This window comes from Burkholderia aenigmatica, assembly GCF_048627025.1.
Classification (GTDB): domain Bacteria; phylum Pseudomonadota; class Gammaproteobacteria; order Burkholderiales; family Burkholderiaceae; genus Burkholderia; species Burkholderia aenigmatica.
This window is the reverse complement of the sequence record NZ_CP184469.1, coordinates 2608535-2630746: the sequence shown is the minus strand read 5'-3', so window position 1 is coordinate 2630746 and position 22212 is coordinate 2608535. Positions and strand designations below refer to the sequence as shown.

Below are 22212 nucleotides of genomic sequence, written 5' to 3'. Positions count from 1 at the left end.
AGGCGGCGAACGGTCTAGCTATCCGTGTCGCGCGGAAAATAAAGCGCAAACGTCGTGCGCCCGTCGCGGCTCGCGACCTCGACCTTGCCGCGATGCAGCTCCATGATCGACTTGACGATCGCGAGCCCGAGCCCTGCATTGCGCGCGGCGCCGTGCCGCGACGAATCGATCCGGTAGAAGCGTTCGAAGATCTTGTCGACCTGCTCGGGCGGAATCGCGGCGCCGCGATTCGTGACTTCGACGACCGCGTAGCTGCCTTGCGCCGAAACCGCCAGCTCGATCGTCGACGCGGCCTCCGCATGTTCGAGCGCGTTCGACGCGAGGTTACTGACGGCGCGCCGGAACAGCGTCGCGTCGGCGACGACCGGCGCTTCGCCATGCACGTCGATGCGCACGCCGGCTTCGTCGGCCAGTGCCTGGAAATACGACGCGAGCCGGCGCAGCTCGCTGCCGGCGTCGAGCTCGGCGGTCTTCAGGTGCTGCCGCGCATTGTCGGTGCGCGCGAGAAACAGCATGTTCTCGATCATCCGCTGCAGCCGTTCGCATTCCTCGATGTTCGAATCGATCAGCGCTTCGTATTCCTCGGTCGTGCGCGCGCGCGACAGCGTGACCTGCGACGAGCTGATCACGTTGGCGAGCGGCGTGCGCATGTCGTGCGCAAGATCGGAAGAGAATTGCGACAGCCGCACGAACGCGCGTTCGAGGCGATCGAGCATCCGGTTGACCGACGTCGCGAGTTCACGCAGCTCGACCGGGCCGCCGCGCGCGTCGAGCCGCGCGTTCAGGTTGTGCGCCTCGATGCGCGACGTCTGCCGGCCGAGGCTCTCGACCGGGCGCAGGCCGCGCGATGCGACTGCGTAGCCGAGCGCGCCGACCAGCAGCGCGCCCATGGCCGCCGCGAGCCAGATGTCGACGCGATAGCTTTCGAGCAGCGACTGGCGATCGGTTGCCGTGCGTGCAAGTGCGACCTGGATCGCGTCGCCGGACGGGAGTGTGGCGCGTGCGTAGACGCAACGCGACGTGCCGATGCCGGGCGGCGAGCAGGTGAACGGCCCGCTGGCTCTATCGGCCGGATGCGGTGCTGCGATCACCGACGCCAGCGTATTCCCGGCTTCGTCGGAATGCTCGACGATCGCGCGGTTCTGCGCATCGTAGATGCCGAGATACACGCCCGGGTGCGACAACAGCACCTCATGAAACACGGCGGGATCGGCACGCAGCGCGGCGATCGATCCGCTCGCGTGCGCGAGTTGCAGGAACTGGTTGAGCTTGCCGGAGATCTCGATATCGTCGCGCCGCGTCAGCTCGGCGGACAGCGAGCGATACAGGTACGCGCCGGTCAGTGCGAACACGAGCGCGGCGACGACGGCGAACGCGAGCGTCAGGCGCCGCAGCAGCGAATACGAGCCGGGGCTGCGCGTCACGAACGATCCTCGAGCACGTAGCCCATTCCGCGGATCGTGTGGATCAGCTTCTTCTCATAGGCGTTGTCGATCTTCGCGCGCAGGCGCTTGATCGCCGCATCGACGACGTTCGTGTCGCTGTCGAAATTCATGTCCCAGATCTGCGACGTGATGAAGGTGCGCGTCAGCACTTCGCCCTCGCGCTCGGCGAGCAACTGCAGCAGCGCGAATTCCTGCGCGGTCAGGTCGATGCGGGTGTCGGCACGGCGCACGCGGCGGCGGATCAGGTCGACTTCGAGATCGGCGACCTGCAGGAGGTCGCGCACGTTGCGCGGCGCGCGCCGCAGCAGCGAGCGGATGCGTGCGAGGAACTCGGCATACGCGAACGGCTTGAGCAGGTAGTCGTCGGCGCCCAGTTCGAGCCCGGCGACCTTGTCCTCGATCGCCTCGCGCGCCGTGAGCAGCAGCACGGGCGTCTGCTTCTGCGCGCGCAGCCGCTTGAGCACCTCGAAGCCATCCAGTTCCGGCAGCATCACGTCGAGCACGACGAGATCGAAATCCTCGTGCAGCGCGAGGAACAACCCGTCCTTGCCGTTTTCCGCGACGTCGACCGTGTAGCTCGCCTCCATCAGCCCTTTCCGGAGGTACGACGCCATCTTCGGTTCGTCTTCGACTATCAGTATCCGCATGGTGAGGCAGGCTGTCCGTGATTCATCCGTGATTCCAGCCGGTCAGTGTAACGCCAGAGCTTACGGCGCCGCGCGTGCGCGAAGGATGACCGCGGGATGACGGAATTGTCATGAAACGCCGGTCATGTTTCGGCCATGTCGTCGTCACCGCGGCGGCGATAAGCTGCGGCCGTCGTGTCCCCGGAGCGCGCCGTCGCGGCGCTGCGCCGGCACATCCGGTCGTTGCCTGCGTGATTCCGCATCCATGTCGTACTGGCGCAAATTCGTCCTCGTCGTGCTGCTGGCGCTGAGCCTGCCGATCCAGTCGTTCGCGGCTGTGTCGATGGCATGCGCGGGCGCGGTCGTCGCCATGCCGCATGCGGAAGGCGGGGCGAGTGCCGTTGAAGCAGCGCCACATGCAATGCCGAGCGCGCAGGGTGGCCAGCATCGGCACGAACACGACGATCATGCGCGACATACACAGCCGTGCTCCGCGTGCGGGTCCTGCTGCTTGGGCACCGGCATGGCGGATCTCCCCGCGATGTCCGTCACGTCGAGTATCGGTATCGCGATCGTCTCTTTCGCACCGACGCCGGTCGTCGTGTCGTTCCTGACCGGCGGCATCGACCGGCCGCCGCGCCGGCATCTCGTCTAGACCCTGCCCGCGGCCCCGACCGGCCGCGCTCTGCAATCCGCTCCGGCGGCGGCATCACGCCCGCCGGACGACTCACGACGAGACCCATTCATGCGATTGATTACTGCGGCGCTGCTTGGCGCGGCGGCCCTCGTGCCGTCGCTCGCGCCTGCGCAAACCCCGCTGCCCGATCCGGCGGACGCCGCCGTGGCGGTGCCGGATGTGACCGTGACGTCAGCATTCGACGGCTATCGGCCGTATCGGGACGAAGAAGGCCCGGGCTGGAAACAACTGAACCGTGACGTGATGGAGCGGCCCGCGAAAGGACGTACGACGGGCGGCGCGGCCGGAAGCGGCGCCGCGCATTCGAAGCACGGAGGCGCCGCGCCATGACGATGCTTGCGATATCGCCGAGGATCGGCGCGGCTGCGGCCGTGCTGGCCTTCCTCGCGGGCTGCACGACGTTCTCGAAGGACGGCGGGTTCGACGCGGTGTCGTCCGCCGCGTCGGAACGCATCGGCAAAGACGCGGTCGTGGTCAAGACCGACGCCGACCGCGAAGCCGTCGACAAGCGGACGAAGGAACTGCTGGCCAAGCCGCTGTCGATGGACGACGCGGTGCAGGTCGCGCTGCTGAACAACCGTGGGTTGCAGGCGTCCTACGCGGAACTGGGGCTGTCGGAAGCCGATCTCGTCCAGGCGGGCCGGCTGCCGAACCCGCGCTTCGCGTTCAGCCGCACACGCGCCGGCGACGGCGAGCTGACGCTCGGCCGCACGTTCTCGGCGAACGTGTTCGCGCTGCTGACGATGCCGCTCGCGACGAACATCGAACGCCGCCGCTTCGAGCAGACCAAGCTCGAAACAGCCGACGCGATGCTGAAGGTCGCAGCCGACACACGCCGCGCGTACGTCGAGGCCGTTGCCGCCGAGCAGGCCGCGAACTACGCGCAACAAGTGCGCGATGCCGCGAGCGCGGCCGCCGAACTCGCGCTGCGCATGCGGCAGGCCGGCAACCTCAGCCGCCTCGATTACGCGCGCGAACAGGCGTTCCATGCCGATGCGGTCGCGCAGCAGGCGAAGGCGCGCCAGCAGGCTGTGGCCGCGCGCGAGAAGCTCACGCGCGCGATGGGCCTGTGGGGTGAACGCACGCGGTACACGCTGCCCGAGCGCTTGCCCGACCTGCCGAAAACGCGGCCGAACCTGCCCGATCTCGAACGTTTCGCGATGAGCAACCGTCTCGACATCCAGGCCGCGAAGCTGCAGACGCAGGGCGTCGCGTCGTCGCTCGGACTCAGCAAAGCCACGCGCTTCGTCAATGCGGTCGATCTCGGCTACGTGAACAACTACGAGACCGGCAAGGGCCACGAGCACGGCTACGAGATCAGCGTCGAGATTCCGCTGTTCGACTGGGGCGGTGCGAAGGTCGCGCGGGCCGAGGCCGTCTACATGCAGTCGGCGAACCGGCTCGCGAAGACGGCGATCGATGCGCGCTCCGACGTGCGCGAATCGTATGCGGCGTACGTGACGAGCTACGACGTCGCGACCCACTATCGCGACGAAGTCGTGCCGCTGCGCAAGACGATCTCGGACGAGCTGCTGCTGCGCTACAACGGGATGCTCGCGAGCGTGTTCGAGCTGCTGACCGATGCGCGCGAACAGGTGGGCGCGGTCAACGGCTACATCGATGCGCTGAAGGACTACTGGCTCGCCGAAACCGATCTGCAGATGGCCGTCGGGGGCCGGTTGCCGTCGCCGGGCGCGACGCCATCTACCGAACCCGAAGCCACTTCAAACGCCGACGCTGCACCGCAGCCGGCTTCCACTCCCGCGGCGCAACCGGCGTCCGCGACGCAACCGCATCCGGAAGGTCATTGACATGGTGTCCCGTCGACAATTTCTCAGCGGCTCGGGCGCCGCGCTGCTTGGTGCGGCGATGGTCAGCAAGGCCGGCGCCGCGTCGCTGCCCGAAGCGCCCACGATGGCGAAAACCGCCACGCAGCCGCCGCTCGTGCCGCCGAACGGCCGCCCATACACGCCCGTCGCGACGCTGAACGGCTGGACGCTGCCGTGGCGGATGAAGAACGGCTGGAAGGAATTCCACCTGACGGCCGAGCCCGTCGTGCGCGAGATGGCGCCGGGCATGAACGCGAACCTGTGGGGCTACAACGGCCAGTCGCCGGGCCCGACGATCGAGGCCGTCGAGGGCGACAAGGTGCGCATCTTCGTGACCAACCGGCTGCCCGAGCACACGACGATCCACTGGCACGGGCTGCGGCTGCCGAACGGGATGGATGGCGTCGGCGGCCTCACGCAGCCGCATATCCCGCCCGGCAAGACTTTCGTCTACGAGTTCCAGCTGCAAGCGCACGGCACGTTCATGTACCACCCGCACGCCGACGAGATGGTGCAGATGGCGATGGGGATGATGGGCATGTTCATCGTGCATCCGAAGGACCGCGGCACGATGCCGGTCGATCGCGACTTCGTGTTCCTGCTCGCCGCGTACGACATCGAACCGGGCAGCTACACGCCGCGCGTGAACGAGATGACGGACTTCAACATGTGGACCTTCAACTCGCGCGTGTTCCCGGGCATCGATCCGCTGCCGGTGCGCGCGGGCGACCGCGTGCGGATTCGGTTCGGCAACCTGACGATGACGAATCATCCGATCCACCTGCACGGCTACAGCTTCGAAGTCGCGGGCACCGACGGCGGCTGGATTCCACCGGCCGCGCGCTGGCCGGAAGTGACGGCCGATGTCGCGGTGGGCCAGATGCGCGCGATCGAGTTCACCGCCGATCGTCCGGGCGACTGGGCGTTCCATTGCCACAAGTCGCATCACACGATGAATGCGATGGGCCACCAGGTGCCGAACCTGATCGGCGTGCCGCAGAAGGATCTCGCGAAGCGCATCGGCAAGCTCGTGCCCGACTACATGGCGATGGGCAGCACGGGCGGCGCGATGGGCGGCATGGAGATGCCGCTGCCCGACAACACGCTGCCGATGATGACGGGCACGGGCCCGTTCGGGCCGCTGGAGATGGGCGGCATGTTCACGGTCTGCAAGGTGCGCCAGGGGCTCGGCCGCAACGACTATCGCGATCCGGGCTGGTTCAGGCATCCGAAAGGCACCGTCGCGTACGAGTACACCGGCGAACTGCCGGACGGCTGAGCAGCAGCATGCGGCGGCTGCACGCAGGCGGCCGCCGGTTTCATTTCATTCACTGGGAGTCGACACGATGAAGAAGGGACTGGTTCTGATGGCAATGGGCGGTGCGCTGGTGTTTTCCGCGGCGTCTTACGCGGCCGGCGACATGGCCGGCATGGACATGAGCGGCGGCGCGAAGCAGGAAGCCGCGGCGCAACAGGGCATGTCGCACGGCGAGATTCGCAAGGTCGACACGGCCACCGGCAAGCTGACGATCAAGCACGGCCCGCTGGAAAACCTCGGGATGGACGCGATGACGATGGTGTTCAAGGTGAAGGACCCGGCGATGCTGTCGCAGGTGAAGGCCGGCGACAAGATCGACTTCGTCGCGGAAGACGTGGACGGCGCGCTGACCGTCGTCGAGCTGAAGAAGCCGTGACGCGGAGCGTGAACATGAAGATCCCGAACCTCGCACGGCTGGCCGCGTGTGCCGTGGCCGGCGCGATCGTCGCGGCCGCACCGGTTGCGGCGTTGGCGCACGGCAAGCTGGAAAGCGCCGCACCGGCGACGGGCAGCACGGTCGATACGGCGCCCGACACATTGCGGCTCACCTTCAACGAAGACCTCGAACCGGCGTTCAGCTCGGTGAAGGTATCGGATGCGAACGGCAACGCCGTCACGCAGGCAAAGGCGAAGATCGATACGGCGAACCCGCGCGTGATGACGCTCGCGATGCCGAAGCTCGCGCCCGGCGCGTACACGGTGCAGTGGGCGGCGATGACGGCCGACGCGCATCGCACGAAGGGCACTTTTACGTTCAGGGTGAAGGGATGAACGACGGCCTTGTCGGCCTCCTGCGGCTCGTGTCGGTGGCGATCCAGAACGCCGGGTTCGCCGTCGTCGTCGGCGCGCTGCTCGGCAGCCACTGGCTCGCGCGTGGTGCGTCGGCGTGGCAGCACGGCATCGGGCGGCGGCTCGTTGCGACGCTGCGCATCGCGTCGGTCGTATCGCTGGTCGCGAGCGTTACCGCGTTCTGGGCGCATTGCGCGCTGATGAGCGAGGTGTCGTTGCTCGAAGCGGGGCCGGCCGTCTGCGCGATGCTCGCGGGCACCGGGTTCGGTCATGCGTGGCTGGCTGGTGCGGTGTTCATGCTCGTCGTCGTGGCGCTGTCGTTCGTCAGGCGCGCGAACGAGTCGCGCTTGCCGTTCGCGATGTGGGCCGCGCTCGCCTGCGTCGCGCTCGCACGCAGCAATGGCGGGCATCCGGTGGATGCCGGATGGTTCAGCGTGCCGGTGTGGATCGACTGGCTGCATCTGCTGGCGATCAGCGCGTGGGTCGGGCTCGTGCTCGTGACGGCATTCGGCGTGATGCCGAGGCTGTCCGCGATGCCCGCGAACGAGCGCACGACCGGTGCATCGTTCGTGCAGTCGCTGTCCGATGCGTCGACCTACGCATTGATCGTGCTGTTCGCGACCGGCGCGTACAACGGCTGGCGCGGCGTCGATACGCCCGCCAATCTGATCGCATCGACGTACGGGCAGATCCTGCTGCTGAAGTTCGCGCTCGTGCTCATCGCGGCGGCGCTCGGCGGACACAACCGCTTCTTCGGGATGCCGACGTTGCTGGCTGCGCTGAAGGATCCGGCCGCGTCGATGCCGGCCAGCGCGTTGAAACGGTTCGGCACGGTGTTGCGGATCGAGGCGGTGGTGCTCGGCGGCGTGCTGATGGTCGCGGCCGTGCTCGTGTCGAGCGCGTTGCCGGGCACGGTGTAGCGCGTCGGCGCGACGCTGTGGCAGCGAACGCGCGCGGGGCAATCGTCACGGGCACGGCGGATTTTCATCAGACGATTTCCCCGCTTTTTCAGGCGTAAACGCGCGCTCGACGGCGATCGCAGCGCGATAACGACAATTACATCAACCTGTCTTTCAATTACCAAAAACTGTCATTGAGCGCCGCTAAGCTTTCGCCACCCTCACAACCGGGATTCCCCGTCATGCGCTCGACAATCCGCCTCATCACCCCGCTATTGCTGCTCCCGACGCTCGCCGCGCCGGTTTTCGCCGCCACTGCCGCGCCCGTCAGCCCGAACTGCGGCGGCAGCACGACGCCGATCGCCGATATCCAGGGGCCGGGCGCGCCGTCGCCGCTCGCTGGCCAGAACGTGTCGATCGAAGCGGTCGTCACCGCCGATTTCGGCGGCACGGACGGCTTCGGCGGCTTCTTCGTCCAGCAGGCCGATGCGCAGCGCCGCAACCAGCCGGGCGTGTCCGAGGGCCTGTTCGTCTATGCGCCGAAAGTGCGTGCGAAAGCGGGCGACCTCGTGCACGTGACGGGCAAGGTCGAGGAAAAATACGGGCAGACGCAGCTCACGCAGTCGGGCGCGATCGCGGTGTGCGCGAACAACCAGACCGTCACGCCGGCGACGCTCACGCTGCCGGTCGACAGCCCGAACGCGTTCGCCGCGTATGAAGGGATGCTGGTGCGCCTGCCGCAGACGCTGAACGTCACCGACAACTACGAGCTCGGCCGCTACGGCAGCGTGATGCTCAGCAACGGCCGCCTGCGCACGCCGACGAGCGTCGTGCCGCCCGCGCAGGCGCAGACGCAGATCGATGCGAACGCACGCAACCGCCTGATCCTCGACGACGGCTCGAACAAGCAGAACCCCGCGACCGTGCCGTACCCGGCGCCGGGCCTGTCGGCCGCGAACACGCTGCGCGCGGGCTACACGGTGCGCGACATCGAGGGCGTGCTCGAAGTGCGTTACGGCGCCTGGCGCGTGCAGCCGCTGCCGGGTGCCGCCGTGCCGGCGTTCGAAGCCCGCACGAACCCGCGCACCAACGCACCGGCGCGCGATCCGAAATCGAACCTGCGCGTCGCGTCGTTCAACGTTCTCAACTACTTCAACGGCAACGGTCTCGGCGGCGGCTTCGACGATCCGAACAACCGCGGCGCGAAGAACTACCAGGAATTCCAGCGCCAGGAAGCGAAGATCGTCAGCGCGCTGAAGGCGATCGATGCCGACGTGATCGGCCTGATGGAAATCCAGAACAACGGCTACGGTGAACTGAGCGCGGTGCGCCAGCTCGCGGCGAAGCTCGGCAACAACTGGCGCGTCGTCGATCCGGGCGTGTCGCGCCTCGGCGGCGATGCGATCACGGTCGCGATGATCTACGACAGCCGCAAGGTCGAACCGGTCGGCCGTGCGGCGACGCTCGCGATCGACGACAAGAACCGCCAGCCGCTCGCGCAGTCGTTCCGGATGATCGGCGGCAACAAGCAGTCGCTGACGGTCGCGGTCAACCACCTGAAGTCGAAGAACTGCCCGGATGCCGCGAACGACGATCTCGACCAGGGCGACGGCCAGGGCTGCTGGAACCCGACGCGCACGCGCGCGGCGGCGAAGGTGGCCGACTGGCTCGCCGGTAATCCGACGGGCGTCGCGGGCCAGGGCGTGCTGCTGATCGGCGACTTCAACAGCTACACGTACGAAGACCCGATCCGCGCGCTCGAATCGCGCGGCTACCGCAACCTCGTCGCGCGCTGGATCGGCGCGAACGCGTACAGCTACGTGTACAACGGCGAAGCCGGCTATCTCGATCACGCGCTCGCGACGCTGCCGCTCGCGTCGCACGTGAAGGCCGTGCACGAATGGCACATCAACGCGGATGAGCCGCTCGCGCTGCAGTACACGCTTGCGTACAAATCGGCGGAGCAGCAGAAGACGTTCTACGCGCCGGATGCGTATCGCTCGTCGGATCACGATCCGGTGCTGATCGATATCGCGATGCCGGGCGGCGGGAAGTAATGGCGGATTGAACGCGAATGAAGCGCGGCGAGCGGCGAGGCTGCACGCCGCGCTTCATTTTCACCGCACGGGCCGGCTGGATCGCGGGTAAATAATTCCGCTGAAATTTTCGTGAATTAGCAAAATCGGTATTTTATGGATGGAGTGATGCGGATAAGCGCCTCGATTGAAGAATGGTTGAAGTGACTTGAATCATTGAGTGGCGGTCTATGCGTAATGTCACGCTGAATTAATCGATGGCCGATAATTAAAATGAAAGAATAATTCCGGCGATCTGAAGGCTTTCGAGGCGCTGCATCAGCGCCAGTAAAGGATGCCTGCTTGTGCGAGAAAAGCGGCGGATTCGGCGGATTATTGCCCACAAAGCGCGCAATGCACAAATAATCCCGCTTTCTTTCAATTCCCAGACACTGTCCGCCGTTAGCATCATTGCGGGATTTTTAATATCCGAATGATCTTTGACAACGCGGCGCAGCACCGCCTATTTTTGTGTTGTCGTAAATTTGGGTCATATAAAAGTTGTCCAAACTGCAGGGGGCGTCCGAGCACCATTCTCGCCAGCAGTTTGCTGTGTCTGTATCAAGTTCAGTCTCTTAGAAGTCCAATCCCCAACCGCCGACTGCCGACCGTGCAACGCGAGTGGCGGGTCGGTCTGCGCGTTTCGCAGGCGTTGGCGGCCTTTGTGAAGCGGTATCCGAATCAAAGGACAGAGATGAAACCAGACAGGAGCTGTACCGGCAGCCGCCGTGGCCGTCACGGCCGGTTGACCGGGCTAGGTGCCTTGACCGTCATGACCTTGGCGCTCGCGGCCTGCGGCGGCGACGATTCGTCGTCCGTCGGTGCGTCGAGCCTCGCGCAGGCCACCGCCAGCCAGCAGGCCAGCGCGCAACAGGCGGCCGGCCAGACGCCGGCCAACCAGCCGTACGTCGACCCGGTCGCGTATTCGATGAATGCGGGCGACGGCCTTGCCCCCGGGCAGGTGTCCGAGAAAACGGCCGTCATGCATTACCAGTGGAAAAACGGCGGCACGACCGTCAACTACACGACGACCACCGGCCACCTGACCGCGCAGGACGCGAACGGCAATGCGGAAGCGTCGATGTCGTATGTCGCGTACACCGCGCCGAGCACGAACGGCAAGCCGCGCCCGGTCACGTTCGTCTATAACGGCGGCCCCGGCTCGTCGTCGATCTGGCTGCGGCTCGGCTCGTTCGCACCGACCCGCGTGGCCACGCCCGATCCGCTGTTCGGCGCCAACTGGCCGAACTATCCGCTCGTCGACAACGCCGAAAGCCTGATCGACACCACCGACCTCGTGTTCATCGATCCGCCCGGCACCGGGCTGTCGGAAGCCGTGTTGCCGAACACCAACCAGAAGTACTGGGGTTCCGATGCGGACGTGAACATCATGCGCGACTTCATCCAGCGCTACCTGAACGTCAACAGCCGCAGCACGTCGCCGATCTACCTGTACGGCGAATCGTACGGCACGCCGCGTACCGACATGCTCGCGCTGGCGCTCGAATCGGCTGGCGTGCACCTGACGGGCATCGTGCTGCAGTCGGCGATCCTGAACTACTTCGCGGATGCGGTGGAAGCCGTGGCGATCACGCAGTCGACCGAAGGGCTGCTGCTCGAAACCGATACGGTGGCCGGCTACCTGCCGGGCTACGCGGCGGTCGCGGCGTACTTCAACCAGGTGTCGCCGGCCCCGGTGAACCCGGGTCTGTACGCACTGCAGACGGAACTGTTCACGACGCTGATCTACAACCAGCTGCAGAAGTATTCGCAGTCGTGGGTGTTGAGCCAGCTCGGCATTCCGGATGCGCTCGGCACGCCGGTGTTCCCGAGCGATGCGACGCTCAAGCTGTGGTCGATCCCGTCGAGCCTCACGCAACAGGCGCTGAGCGGCTACTTCAACGCGAATCCGTTCGGTACGAGCCTGCTGCCCGGGACGACGATCGGCCGGTATGACGGACGCGTATCGTTGCCGAACTCCGATCCGCGCCTGCAGAACGACGGCGATCCGTCCGACATCCTGATTTCGCAGCCGTTCACGAACGCGCTCGCGACGCAGATGCCGGATTACCTCGGCTACACCGCGCCGAACGCGACGTACCTGCCGCTGAACGACAACATCATCGGCGTCTGGGACTTCACGCACGACGGCCAGCCGATGCCCGACACGATCCCCGATCTGCTCGGTGCGCTGCAGCTCAACCCGAAGCTTCGCGTGCTCGCGGAGAATGGCTTCCACGATCTCGCGACGCCGTTCTTCAACACCGAGAAGCAACTCGCGCGACTGCAGACGGTGAAGGGCTTCAATCCGAAGCTGCAGGTGAACTTCTTCCAGGGCGGCCACATGATCTACCTGGACGACGTCGCCCGGCCGCAGATGAAGCGGGACCTGAAGACGTTCTACAAGGGCGCGCGGATTCCGACGGCGCTGACGCTGCACACGCTGCCGCCGCCGTGGCCGGATGAAAACCCGCCGAGCGTGCCGACCGGCAGCGTCCCGGGCGCAACCGCCGCGACGACGCTGGCGGCGGCCCCTTGAGCGACCGTGAGCGACGGACTCCTTGTCAAAGGAACCCTCTATTCATCCATTGAATGCGAGTGATCATGTCCCTAATCAATTTGATGCGGCGTATGTCTCCGTTGATCGTCCTCGGTGCCGTGACGAGCAGTGCCTACGCGTTGCCGCCGCAGGCGGTGGCGCCGGTGAAGCTGCCGCACGGCGGGCACGGTGTCGACGGTCCGTTCTTTCCTGCCACGAAAGCGGCGCCGGTGTTGCCGTCGACCGGCGCGACGCTGCAGCAGCAGGCGCAGCAGCGGGTCGATGCGCGGCTCGGCGCCAATACGGTGCTGAGCAACGGCGCGGCCGTGACGAAGGCGCAGGCGCAGAGCAGCGGTCTCGGCTTCGTGTCGAAGCACTTCGACGAGATCGATGCGAAGCACACCGGCCGCGTGACGATGAGCGATGTACGGCAGTTCATCCAGCAGCGGCAGGTGCAGGCGCAGCAGGAACAGCAGGACGAGTGACGTAGCAGGCAGGGCGGCGGCCGGTGCGGGATGATTCGCACCGGCCGCCGGAAGGTGCGCGACAGGCGCTAGCCGGCCTGGCGCGCGTAGCGCTTCGCGGTGGCCGACGGCAGTTCGCCGAACATCGCGCGATAGTCCTGCGCAAAGCTGCTCAGGTGCCAGAAGCCCCATTTGGTGGCAGCGGACGTCACGGAGTCGCCGAGCCGAAGCTCGCGGCGCACGTGATTCAGCCGCACGGCCCGCAGGTAGGCGATCGGGTTCAGGTTCAACGTATCCTGGAACGCGTATTGCGCGGTGCGCCGGCTGACGCCGAGCTCCACGCACAGCTCGGCGATCGACAGCGGGCAGGTCGATGCGTCCTGCAGCCGCTCCCGTACCGCATTGACCAGCGACCAGTATTTCGTCGGGCGTACGATCTGTGCGCCGGCGTCCGGCGTCGCGGCCGTCATCACTTCCGAGATCGCGTACAGCACGGTGCGTTCGAGCAGTTCGATCCGGTCCTGCGTCGTCACGTCGTCGACGTGCGAGCTTTTTGCCGCGGCGGCGAGTGTCTGGCGCAGCAGGTCGCGCAGATGGTCGGCCACACCGGTTGCCATCGGGATCACCGGCGCGTGGGTTTGCGCATGCAGCGACGCGGCCACGGTGCGCATCGCTTCCGTCGACAACGTCCCGGGTTCGATCTCGACATTCACGAGCACGTGCCGGTCGGGCGAGTAGAACTCGAATTGCGGCTGGCTCGAGAACACGTGCAGGCTGTCGCGCCCGCTCTTCTCGCCGCACAGGCGCGCGTGCCCTTCCAGTTCCAGCGGCACGGCCACGGCGATCCGTTCCGACGGCACGGCGCCTTGTTGCAGGATGACCTTGTCGAGGTCTTCGACCAGCAGCTTGATGCCGCCCAGCGACATGATCGACGACGAGCCGTGAAACAGCCCGCCCGAGATCTGCGTGTAGTTCATGTTCCAGCCGTCGAACGAGCGCGCCTGTTCCTCCACATCGGTGAACGCGCAGAACGCAACGGTTCGCGCGAACAGCGGGGCGCCAGAGAAATCGCTCGGGTGGGCAGACGGCGTCATCGAGGGCGGGAAGGGGCGGGCCGGATCGATTCATTGTAGCCGCTCGCCGCGCCGGTCAAAAAGGCCGGCCGGGTATCGCCTCGTCAAAACCCTAACTTGCCGAAATCCGATAGTGGAAAACCTTTCGACACCCTACCTTTGGCACCAATACGACGCTGGAGAGACGGTAATGGAACTTCCCCGTGGCGGATTCTGGAGAAACTGGGTCGGCAATCAGTCGTGCGTGGCCGCGCACCTGGCGTCGCCGACCAGCGAGGCCGAGATCGCGGCGCTGGTGCATACGGCGACGCGGCAGGGCAAGCACGTGCGGTGCGCGGGGTCCGGGCACTCGTTCACGCCCGTCGTGGCCACCAGTGGCCTGCTGCTGTCGCTGCAGGATTACCAGGGCATCGTCGATGTCGACGAAGCGCGCAAGCGCGTGACCGTGAAGGCCGGCACCAAAATCAATGCGGTGACACGGCACCTGAAGGAATGCGGCCTGTCGCTCGTCAACCAGGGCGACATCGATTCGCAGGCGATTGCCGGCGCACTGGCCACCGGCACGCACGGCACGGGGACGACGCTGAGCAACCTGTCGTCGCAGGTCGTCGGGATGCGCATCGTGCGCCCGGACGGCTCGATCATGAAAGTGAGCGACCGGCAGGACCTCGACTTGCTGCATGCGACGCAGGTGAACATCGGGATGTTCGGCGTGGTGTCGGAGATCACGCTGCAAGTGACCGATGCGTTCTGGCTGCACGACCGGGTGTGGCGCGAGGACTTCGACGCGTTGATGGAGCAATACGACGACCTGGCCGCGACGCACCGGCATTTCGGTTTCTTCTGGTGCCCGACGTCCGCCAGCCGCGATCTCTACTGCCTGCCCGACACCACGAAGGTATCGAAGTCGAAGAAGGACTACGACGTGTGCGAGATCAAGGTGATGGATGTCACCGACGCGCGCACGTTCCATGAAGGCGAGCACGAGAAGATCGCGTACAGCTCGGAGGTGTACGCGATCCACTACGTGCCGAACTTCCACGAACTCGAATATGCGGTGCCCGCGCAGCACGGCAAGGAAGCGCTGCGCCGGGTGCGCGAGCTCATCCTCACGAAACACCGCGATTGCATCTTCCCGGTCGAGTACCGCTTCACGAAGGGCGATCCAGCGTGGATCAGCCCGTTCAATCACCAGGACAGCGTCACGATTTCATGCTCGGGCGGCCCGAACGGCGTCGACTACTGGCCGTTCCTGAAGGACGTCGACACGATCCTGCGCGACTACGGCTCGCGTCCGCACTGGGGCAAGCTGCATTTCACGAACCGCGAGGACGTCGATCGCTGGTTCCCCAAGGCCGAAGCGTTCCGCGCGCTGCGCCGCAGCGTGGACCCCGAAGGCACCTTCCTCAACGATCACCTGCGGACGCTGTTCAGTTGAGCAGACGAACGCACCAGACTGGAGAACGCAACATGAATGTCAAGATTGACGGCCGCCTGGCCGGCAAGGTCGCCATCGTGAGCGGCGGCGCCGGCGGCTGCGGCGGCGCGGCGTCCGAACTGTTCGCCGCGCAGGGCGCGAAGGTCGCGATCATCGACCGCGACGGCGACGCCGCCGAAACGCTCGCGTCCCGGCTGCGCGACGCAGGCCTGCAGGCGATCGGCCTCGGCGCCGACGTGTCGAAACAGGCGGAGGTTCAGCAAGCCGTGAGCGCCGCGCGGGAGCAGTACGGCAACGCGGACATCCTGTTCAATCACGCGGGCACGCTGATCGTCAAACCGTTCCTCGACATCGAGGAATCGGAATGGGACTGGCTGATGGGCGTGAACGTGAAGAGCATGTTCCTGATGACGAAAGCGGTGCTGCCGCAGATGCTGGAGAAGGGGCGGGGCAGCATCGTCTGCACGTCGTCGATTTCGGCGGTGTGCGCGACGCCGGGCGAGGTGCTGTATGACGCGACCAAGGGCGCGTGCCACATGTTCGCGCGGGCGATTGCGGTCGAGTATCGCGATCGCGGCATTCGTTGCAATGCACTCGCGCCGGGGTTCATCCGCACGCCGCACGGGATGCGCGAACTGAAGGACCTGCAGGCGATGGGCGTCGATGCGACCGAGGCGGCGATCGCGGTGCAGCAAGGCCGCCTGTGCGAGCCGTCGGAAGTCGCGGCGGCCGCGCTGTTCCTCGCGTCCGACGAGTCGAGTTTCGTCAACGGCACCCATCTGTTCGTCGACAACTGTTTCTCCGCCGTCTGATCGCTTTGCTCGCAAGAAGCTGAAGGGCAGGCTTCATGCCTGCCTGATCGGCAAGTTCCGTCGAAGGTGTCGCAGCGATGCGACCCTTCGTTTTTTTTTGCGTATCCGGCGCGCGGTGTGTCCCAGCGGAATGTCGGAATCCTTCTAGCTGAACGGGAGCCGGTCTGGTGGAATGCGAAGGCCGAAACACCAAGCAGCCGGCAAGCCGCGGTCAGTCATTCACTCTCAACTGGTCAATCAACATGTTCAACCGCACCACCAGCACCGTTGCCAACGTCGATCCGGAACTTTTTGCCGCGATCGAGCAGGAAAACCGTCGCCAGGAAGATCACATCGAGCTGATCGCGTCGGAAAACTACACGAGCCCGGCCGTGATGGCTGCGCAGGGTTCGCAACTCACGAACAAGTACGCGGAAGGTTATCCGGGCAAGCGCTACTACGGCGGCTGCGAATACGTCGATGTCGTCGAGCAACTGGCGATCGACCGCGTGAAGCAGCTGTTCGGCGCTGAAGCGGCGAACGTGCAGCCGAACTCGGGTTCGCAGGCGAACCAGGGCGTGTTCTTCGCGATGCTCAAGCCGGGCGACACGATCATGGGCATGAGCCTCGCGCACGGCGGCCACCTGACGCACGGTTCGCCCGTGAACATGTCGGGCAAGTGGTTCAACGTGGTGAGCTACGGCCTGAACGAGAACGAAGACATCGATTACGAAGCAGCCGAGCAGCTTGCACAAGAACACAAGCCGAAGCTGATCGTCGCGGGCGCATCGGCGTTCTCGCTGAAGATCGACTTCGAGCGTCTGGCGAAGATCGCGAAGTCGGTCGGTGCGTACCTGATGGTCGACATGGCCCACTACGCGGGCCTGATCGCAGCGGGCGTGTACCCGAACCCGGTGCCGCACGCGGACTTCGTGACGACGACGACGCACAAGAGCCTGCGCGGCCCGCGCGGCGGCGTGATCCTGATGAAGGCCGAGTACGAGAAGCCGATCAACTCGGCGATCTTCCCGGGGATCCAGGGTGGCCCGCTGATGCACGTGATCGCAGGCAAGGCAGTGGCGTTCAAGGAAGCGCTGTCGCCGGAGTTCAAGGCGTACCAGGAGAAGGTGGTCGAGAACGCACGCGTGCTGGCGGAAACGCTGGTGAAGCGCGGTCTGCGGATCGTGTCGGGCCGTACGGAGAGCCACGTGATGCTGGTCGACCTGCGCGCAAAGCACATCACCGGCAAGGCAGCGGAAGCGGCACTGGGCGCGGCGCACATCACGGTGAACAAGAACGCGATCCCGAACGATCCGGAAAAGCCGTTCGTGACGAGCGGCATTCGCCTGGGTTCGCCGGCGATGACGACGCGCGGGTTTGGCGTGAAGGAAGCCGAGATCGTCGGCAACCTGATCGCCGATGTGCTGGAAGCGCCGGAAGATGCGGCCACGCTCGAGCGTGTGCGCGGGCAGGTTGCGGAGCTGACGAAGCGTTTCCCCGTCTACGGTTGATGCAAGAGAAGTTCGGCTGCCGCAAGGCGGTCGAACCGCGTCGCTTCACGTTCCAACAAAAAACCGACTCGCGGCACGGAGCCAGCGAGTCGGTTTTTTCAGCCTGCTTCGAAGACGCTTCAGACAGTCGGATCGACGTTCGCCTCGAGTTCGCGGATGCGGTCGAGATTGCGCGTGTCCTTCAGCACCGGCGGGCCCGCGAACGTGTTGCGCACGCCGAAGCCGTACCAGATCACCATCAGCACCACGACGAAACCGACGAGCACGTACAGCACCTTCTCGTTCGGCGGCTGGATGCCGACATACGCGAGCACACAGGCGCCGACCAGCGCGAGCAACGCACACGGCTTCGACCAGATCCCCAGTTGAAACGGGCCCTTGTCGGTCCACGTGCGGCCTTCGGCCAGCATCCCGGAGCCGATCGGCATCGCATACGAGATGAACAGGAACACCGCGCTGCCGGCACTCAGCACCGAGAACGCGTCGCCGTACAGCGTGACGACGATCGCGAGCACCGCACACGTCCAGATGGCGGGGCCGGGCGTCCGGTGCGTCGGGTTCACGCTGCGCAGCAGCTTCGATGCCGGCAGCCCGCCGTCGCGTGCGAACGCATACATCATCCGCGACGTCGACATGATCGCGGCGAGCCCGCACACGTAGTTGATGAAGAACATCGCGAGTTCGAGGATGACGCGCAACGTTTTAGGAATCGGCGCGAGGATGGCTTCGAAAAAGCCGGTGCCCTGCTTCATGCTGGCGGTCAGGTCGGGCATCACCAGCACGAACGCGCACACCATCACGTAGCCGAACACCGCGGACCAGAACACCGACCCGATGATGCCGCGCGGCACGTTTTTGGCCGCGTCGTGCGTCTCTTCCGACGTGTGCGCGGAAGCGTCGAAGCCGGTGATGGTGTAGGTCACGAGCAACAGGCCGGACAGGAACGCGAGCGGCGTGGCCTGCTTCGGCCATGCACCGCCGTCGACGCCGGTGAAATTGGTGAACGTCACCAATCGGTGCGCATCGAACGCGACCGGCGAGTAGTAGAGCAGCGACACCACCAGCGCGATCGTCACCACGAAAATGAGGTAGCCCGACAGGTCGGTGATCTTGCTCGCGATCTTGATGCCGCGGGCATTCAGGATCGCCTGCGAGATCGTGATGAACGCGATGAACGCCGTCTGATGCCACCACGTCAGGCTGTCCGGGCTGACGCCGAACATCGGCGCGATCAGCGTCTTGAAGAACGGATCGTAAGTGCCGAAGTTGATCGCGGCGATCACGAAGATCAGCCCGATCAGGTTGAGCCACGCCGTCATCCACCCCCATTTCTTCCCGCCGAGGATCGCGCCCCAGTGGTAGAGGCCGCCGGCCGTCGGAAACGCGGACGCGATCTGCGACATCGACACCGCGACGATCAGCGCGAACAGCGAGCCCAACGGCCAGCCGAGGCCGATCGACGCGCCGCCGGTGGCGGAAAACGCGAGCTGGAACGCGGTGATGCCGCCCGACAGGATGCAGATCACCGAAAACGAAACTGCGAAGTTCGAGAAACCGCTCATACGTCTCGACAGTTCCTGCGCATAGCCCATCTTGTGCAGCAGGCTTACGTCACTGTCGGTGCCTGAATCAGGCTGGAATTTTGCATCCATGGTCGCTCCGTCACGAATGTCCTGCGTGGCAGGACCGTCATCGCCGCCCGGGCCGTGCGATACGGCCCGCTCCTGGGATTCGTCGGCGGCTCGCGATGCCGTGGGGAAATCGGCAATCGCTTTCCAGTCCGATGCGTGAACGGTATGAAATCAAATCTCCCCGCTCTATCAGATTTCGGCAACGTAGTGAAATTCCGGATGCGGGCCGGCTGGCCGGTCTCGTCGTCCGGATGACCGGGGGCGCGACGGATGCACCGCATGTGCCGCCTGTGCCGACAGGCGATTGCCGCCAGGATAGCGGCCCCGCACGAACACAGAACCCGGTGGCGGTCTATTCCGCCTGCGGCTTGTCGCGTCGCGGTCCGAAGCGCGCGCGATAGTCGCGCGGCGATACGCCGACCTGCTTCGCGAACGCGCGCTGCAGCGCGTCGATACTGCCGAATCCCGATCGCTCGGCGATCCGTTCGATTGGCCAGTCGGCCCGCTCCAGCAGCGCCTTCGCGCGCTCGATGCGCGCCGCCAGCACGTACTGCGCGGGCGACAGTCCGGTCTCCTTGAGGAAATGGCGCGCAAACGAGCGTTCGCTCATGTGCATCCGTGCGGCCAGCGCGGCGACGCCGAGGTCGCCGGCCGGATCGTCGGCGATCTCGGCGAGCAGGGCGCGCATGCGCGGCGTCGCGTGGGCCAGCGAGCCGAGCCCGACGCTGAACTGCGCCTGTCCGCCGGGCCGGTGCATGAACAGCACGAGTTCGCGAGCGACCGCGAGCGCGGTCGGCGCACCGCAGTCCGCCTCGACGAGTGCCAGACACAGATCGATGCCGGCCGTCACGCCGGCCGACGTATGGAACGGCGGATCGCTCACGTAGATCGCGTCCGGTTCGATTCGCGCACCGGGGCAGAGCGCCTGCAGCGCCGCGCACTGGTTCCAGTGCGTGGTCGCGCGCTTGCCGTCCAGCCATCCGCCCGCGGCGAGCACGAACGCCCCCGTGCAGATGCTCGCGATGCGCCGCGTGCCCGCGATCCGCGCGCGCAGCCACGGCAGCACGCCGGCTTCCGACGCGGCGTGCTGCAGCGCCGCTTCATCGCCGCCGGCGACGACGATCGTGTCGATCCGCTCCGGCAGCGCCGCCAGCGCGACGGTACCAGCGAGGCGCAGGCCGGCGTGCGTGACGATGTCAGCCCCGTGTTGCGACGCGAGCGTGAGCCGGTACGGCACGGCGTGGTCGGGCAGGTAACGGTTCGCGACCGCGAACACTTCCATCGGCCCGGTGATGTCGAGCGACTGGACGCCTTCGAAGCCGACGACGACGATGTCGCGTGCCGGGCAGGTTGACTGGGACATGGCGGAAAGTGCGGTGGAGTTGTCCTTGTGACCGCGAGCATGATCCTTGTAATTTTCCGGACGTGCAATCGACGGATGCGGGTGGACGATGCGGGTATGGAAGACAGGCGGGGCAGTACTGCTCGCGGGCGCGATGCTGGGCGCGTGTGCAGCGGGGCGGACGGCACCGGCGATGGCGGAGGACACAGCGCCGGTCGCACGCCCGCTGACGATCGGCGCACCGAAGGCGGGCCGCACGCGGCCGCTCGTTGCGATCGTCGCGGACAACGCGGGAACGGAGACGACCGATTTCATCGTGCCGTACGCGATGCTGAAGACGTCCGGTGCGGCCGATGTCGTCGCCGTGTCGGCCGACGAAGGTGAGGTCGAACTGATGCCCGCGCTGCGCATGCTGGCCGACACGACCTTCGAACGGTTCGATGCCGCCACGCCAGTGGGGGCCGATGTGGTGATCGTGCCCGCGCTGCATCGCGCGGACAGCCCCGCAGTATTGGCGTGGTTGCGCAAGCAGGCCGGTGCCGGCGCGACGATGGTGGCGATCTGCGATGGCGCGGAAGTCCTCGCGAATGCGGGCCTGCTGCGGCATCGCACGGCGACGTCCCACTGGTATTCGCGCGATGGTCTGCGCCGCCGCTTTGCCGATACGACCTGGATCGACGATCGCCGCTACGTGATGGACGGCGACGTCATGACGACGACCGGCGTGTCGGCGTCGATGCCCGCTTCGCTGGCCTTGGTGAGTGCGCTGGCCGGGCCGGCAGCGGCACGCGAGACTGCGCGGCGCGTCGGTGCGCAGGCATGGAGCGATGTTCACGACGGCAGCCGGTTCGCGTTGACCGCGCGTGCGGTGGCGGTCGCGTTGACGAACCGCGTCGCGTTCTGGCGGCACGAGACGTTCGATCTTCCGGTCGAAAACGGCTTTGACGAGCTTCCGGTTGCGTTGACCGCCGACGCGTGGGCGCGAACCTGGCGCAGCGACGTCGTCGCGACGGCGGACGCGCGCGTGATCGTGTCAACGCACGGGCTGCGGTTGCTGGCGCAGCCGGCGAATGTCCGGCATGCGCGCGTGACAATGCCGGCCGGTCGACGTGGCGATGCGGTGCTTCCCGGCGTGCTCGACGATATCGCGGCCCGCTATGGCGATGCGACATCGGGCTGGGTCGCGCTGCAGCTGGAGTATCCGAAGTAGCGGCCGGCTTACTTCACCCACTCTGCGAGCCGCGGATCGGGAATGGGCAGGATGTCCCGCGACTCGGTGGGCTCGGCCACCCATTTCGTCCCGTTCCAGTGGAAATCGGCCTGCGTCTCCGTCCCGTGGCCGTTCGCGCGGATGACCAGCGTGCAGGCCGCCTGGATCGGGTAAGTCGGGTTTTTCGCGCCGATGCAGGAGCCGAGAAACACCATGACGTCGCCGAGGCCGAACCGCTCCTTCATCGCGTAGGTCGCGTCGAAGTCCGAGAGTCGATCCGGTACCGGCGTCGCGTCGCACGCGGCGACGCTCGCGGCAAGCAGCAGCGCGGCGGCGCGGCTGGCACGCCGCCAGTGCCACGGGCTGTTGGCCGAAGGTGCATCAGCGTCGGCGCGCTTCCACGCGCGGGAATGTGACGGGCAGGGCATTCGGGGTTCGGGTGACGGACACGACGGCCATTGTGACGGATTTCACCGGCGCCCGGGCTGGCCGACCAGGGCCCCGACCCGAATCCCGCGCGCGAACGCTACGGCGC

Annotated in this window: 21 protein-coding genes; 14 read left to right on the top strand and 7 right to left on the bottom strand. The window is 66.2% G+C overall.

From position 1 onward, the window contains the following. Positions 1-14 precede the first annotated feature (14 nt). Both ACN8ZM_RS28785 and ACN8ZM_RS28780 read right to left on the bottom strand, forming a co-directional pair. Positions 15-1424, bottom strand: a complete 1410-nt coding sequence (locus ACN8ZM_RS28785; protein WP_089453809.1) for a heavy metal sensor histidine kinase — start codon at positions 1422-1424, stop codon at positions 15-17. Then, positions 1421-2092 carry a heavy metal response regulator transcription factor gene (locus tag ACN8ZM_RS28780; RefSeq protein WP_420211446.1) on the bottom strand — a complete coding sequence of 224 codons (672 nt, stop codon included), beginning with the start codon at positions 2090-2092 and terminating at the stop codon, positions 1421-1423. Before ACN8ZM_RS28780 ends, ACN8ZM_RS28785 begins: the two co-directional genes overlap by 4 nt. Before the next feature lie 244 nt (positions 2093-2336). On the opposite strand from ACN8ZM_RS28780, the gene ACN8ZM_RS28775 reads away from it, so the two are divergent. The 8 genes from ACN8ZM_RS28775 (at position 2337) to ACN8ZM_RS28740 (ending at position 9660) form a co-directional block, all read left to right on the top strand. Beyond that, positions 2337-2726: a hypothetical protein gene (locus tag ACN8ZM_RS28775; protein WP_420211445.1), complete on the top strand. Its 390-nt coding sequence runs from the start codon at positions 2337-2339 to the stop codon at positions 2724-2726. A 90-nt stretch (positions 2727-2816) separates the two neighbouring features. After that, a complete protein-coding gene (locus tag ACN8ZM_RS28770; protein WP_420211444.1) occupies positions 2817-3098 on the top strand; it encodes a hypothetical protein in 282 nt (93 codons plus the stop codon). Next, a complete protein-coding gene (locus ACN8ZM_RS28765; RefSeq protein WP_420211443.1) occupies positions 3095-4579 on the top strand; it encodes a TolC family protein in 1485 nt (494 codons plus the stop codon). Before ACN8ZM_RS28770 ends, ACN8ZM_RS28765 begins: the two co-directional genes overlap by 4 nt. A 1-nt stretch (position 4580) precedes the next feature. Further along, entirely contained in the window at positions 4581-5876 is a 1296-nt protein-coding gene (locus ACN8ZM_RS28760; protein ID WP_420211442.1) for a multicopper oxidase family protein, read from the top strand. Between the two features lie 67 nt (positions 5877-5943). After that, positions 5944-6291 carry a copper-binding protein gene (locus ACN8ZM_RS28755; protein ID WP_420211441.1) on the top strand — a complete coding sequence of 116 codons (348 nt, stop codon included), beginning with the start codon at positions 5944-5946 and terminating at the stop codon, positions 6289-6291. Positions 6292-6305: 14 nt separating this feature from the next. Continuing rightward, positions 6306-6686, top strand: coding sequence for a copper homeostasis periplasmic binding protein CopC (gene copC / locus ACN8ZM_RS28750; protein ID WP_420211440.1), 381 nt, complete (start codon positions 6306-6308; stop codon positions 6684-6686). Next, positions 6683-7624 (top strand): copper resistance D family protein, encoded by a 942-nt coding sequence (locus ACN8ZM_RS28745; protein ID WP_420211439.1) that lies wholly within the window; start codon positions 6683-6685, stop codon positions 7622-7624. The genes copC and ACN8ZM_RS28745 overlap by 4 nt, the downstream gene beginning before the upstream one ends. Before the next feature lie 221 nt (positions 7625-7845). After that, positions 7846-9660, top strand: coding sequence for an ExeM/NucH family extracellular endonuclease (locus ACN8ZM_RS28740; RefSeq protein ID WP_043178641.1), 1815 nt, complete (start codon positions 7846-7848; stop codon positions 9658-9660). Positions 9661-9907: 247 nt separating this feature from the next. On the opposite strand, the gene ACN8ZM_RS28735 is transcribed toward ACN8ZM_RS28740, so the two are convergent. Continuing rightward, positions 9908-10138, bottom strand: a complete 231-nt coding sequence (locus ACN8ZM_RS28735) for a hypothetical protein (protein WP_420211438.1) — start codon at positions 10136-10138, stop codon at positions 9908-9910. 234 nt (positions 10139-10372) lie between these two features. On the opposite strand from ACN8ZM_RS28735, the gene ACN8ZM_RS28730 reads away from it, so the two are divergent. Beyond that, a complete protein-coding gene (locus ACN8ZM_RS28730; RefSeq protein ID WP_301766839.1) occupies positions 10373-12217 on the top strand; it encodes a S10 family serine carboxypeptidase-like protein in 1845 nt (614 codons plus the stop codon). Positions 12218-12270: 53 nt separating this feature from the next. Then, a complete protein-coding gene (locus tag ACN8ZM_RS28725; RefSeq protein ID WP_420211437.1) occupies positions 12271-12702 on the top strand; it encodes a 2-oxoglutarate dehydrogenase in 432 nt (143 codons plus the stop codon). A gap of 68 nt (positions 12703-12770) precedes the next feature. Here the strand turns inward: ACN8ZM_RS28725 and ACN8ZM_RS28720 are convergent, their stop codons facing one another. Next, the gene (locus ACN8ZM_RS28720; RefSeq protein WP_420211436.1) at positions 12771-13775 is read right to left on the bottom strand and encodes a helix-turn-helix domain-containing protein; all 1005 of its coding nucleotides are present in this window, start codon (positions 13773-13775) and stop codon (positions 12771-12773) included. A gap of 169 nt (positions 13776-13944) precedes the next feature. Between ACN8ZM_RS28720 and ACN8ZM_RS28715 the strand changes: the two genes are divergently transcribed. From ACN8ZM_RS28715 to glyA, 3 genes are all read left to right on the top strand, one after another. After that, positions 13945-15192, top strand: coding sequence for a D-arabinono-1,4-lactone oxidase (locus ACN8ZM_RS28715; RefSeq protein WP_420211435.1), 1248 nt, complete (start codon positions 13945-13947; stop codon positions 15190-15192). A 32-nt stretch (positions 15193-15224) separates the two neighbouring features. After that, entirely contained in the window at positions 15225-16004 is a 780-nt protein-coding gene (locus ACN8ZM_RS28710; protein ID WP_175040705.1) for an SDR family NAD(P)-dependent oxidoreductase, read from the top strand. A gap of 242 nt (positions 16005-16246) precedes the next feature. Beyond that, positions 16247-17494 carry a serine hydroxymethyltransferase gene (glyA, locus tag ACN8ZM_RS28705; RefSeq protein WP_420211434.1) on the top strand — a complete coding sequence of 416 codons (1248 nt, stop codon included), beginning with the start codon at positions 16247-16249 and terminating at the stop codon, positions 17492-17494. 119 nt (positions 17495-17613) lie between these two features. Here glyA and ACN8ZM_RS28700 read toward each other — a convergent pair whose 3' ends face one another. Both ACN8ZM_RS28700 and ACN8ZM_RS28695 read right to left on the bottom strand, forming a co-directional pair. Further along, positions 17614-19146 carry an amino acid permease gene (locus ACN8ZM_RS28700; protein ID WP_043178631.1) on the bottom strand — a complete coding sequence of 511 codons (1533 nt, stop codon included), beginning with the start codon at positions 19144-19146 and terminating at the stop codon, positions 17614-17616. A gap of 331 nt (positions 19147-19477) precedes the next feature. Continuing rightward, the gene (locus tag ACN8ZM_RS28695; protein WP_420211433.1) at positions 19478-20488 is read right to left on the bottom strand and encodes a GlxA family transcriptional regulator; all 1011 of its coding nucleotides are present in this window, start codon (positions 20486-20488) and stop codon (positions 19478-19480) included. Positions 20489-20576: 88 nt separating this feature from the next. Here ACN8ZM_RS28695 and ACN8ZM_RS28690 point away from each other — a divergent pair, with 88 nt between their 5' ends. Beyond that, positions 20577-21677, top strand: a complete 1101-nt coding sequence (locus ACN8ZM_RS28690) for a DJ-1/PfpI family protein (protein ID WP_420211432.1) — start codon at positions 20577-20579, stop codon at positions 21675-21677. Between the two features lie 8 nt (positions 21678-21685). On the opposite strand, the gene ACN8ZM_RS28685 is transcribed toward ACN8ZM_RS28690, so the two are convergent. Next, positions 21686-22105: a hypothetical protein gene (locus ACN8ZM_RS28685; protein ID WP_205821705.1), complete on the bottom strand. Its 420-nt coding sequence runs from the start codon at positions 22103-22105 to the stop codon at positions 21686-21688. Positions 22106-22212 lie beyond the last annotated feature (107 nt).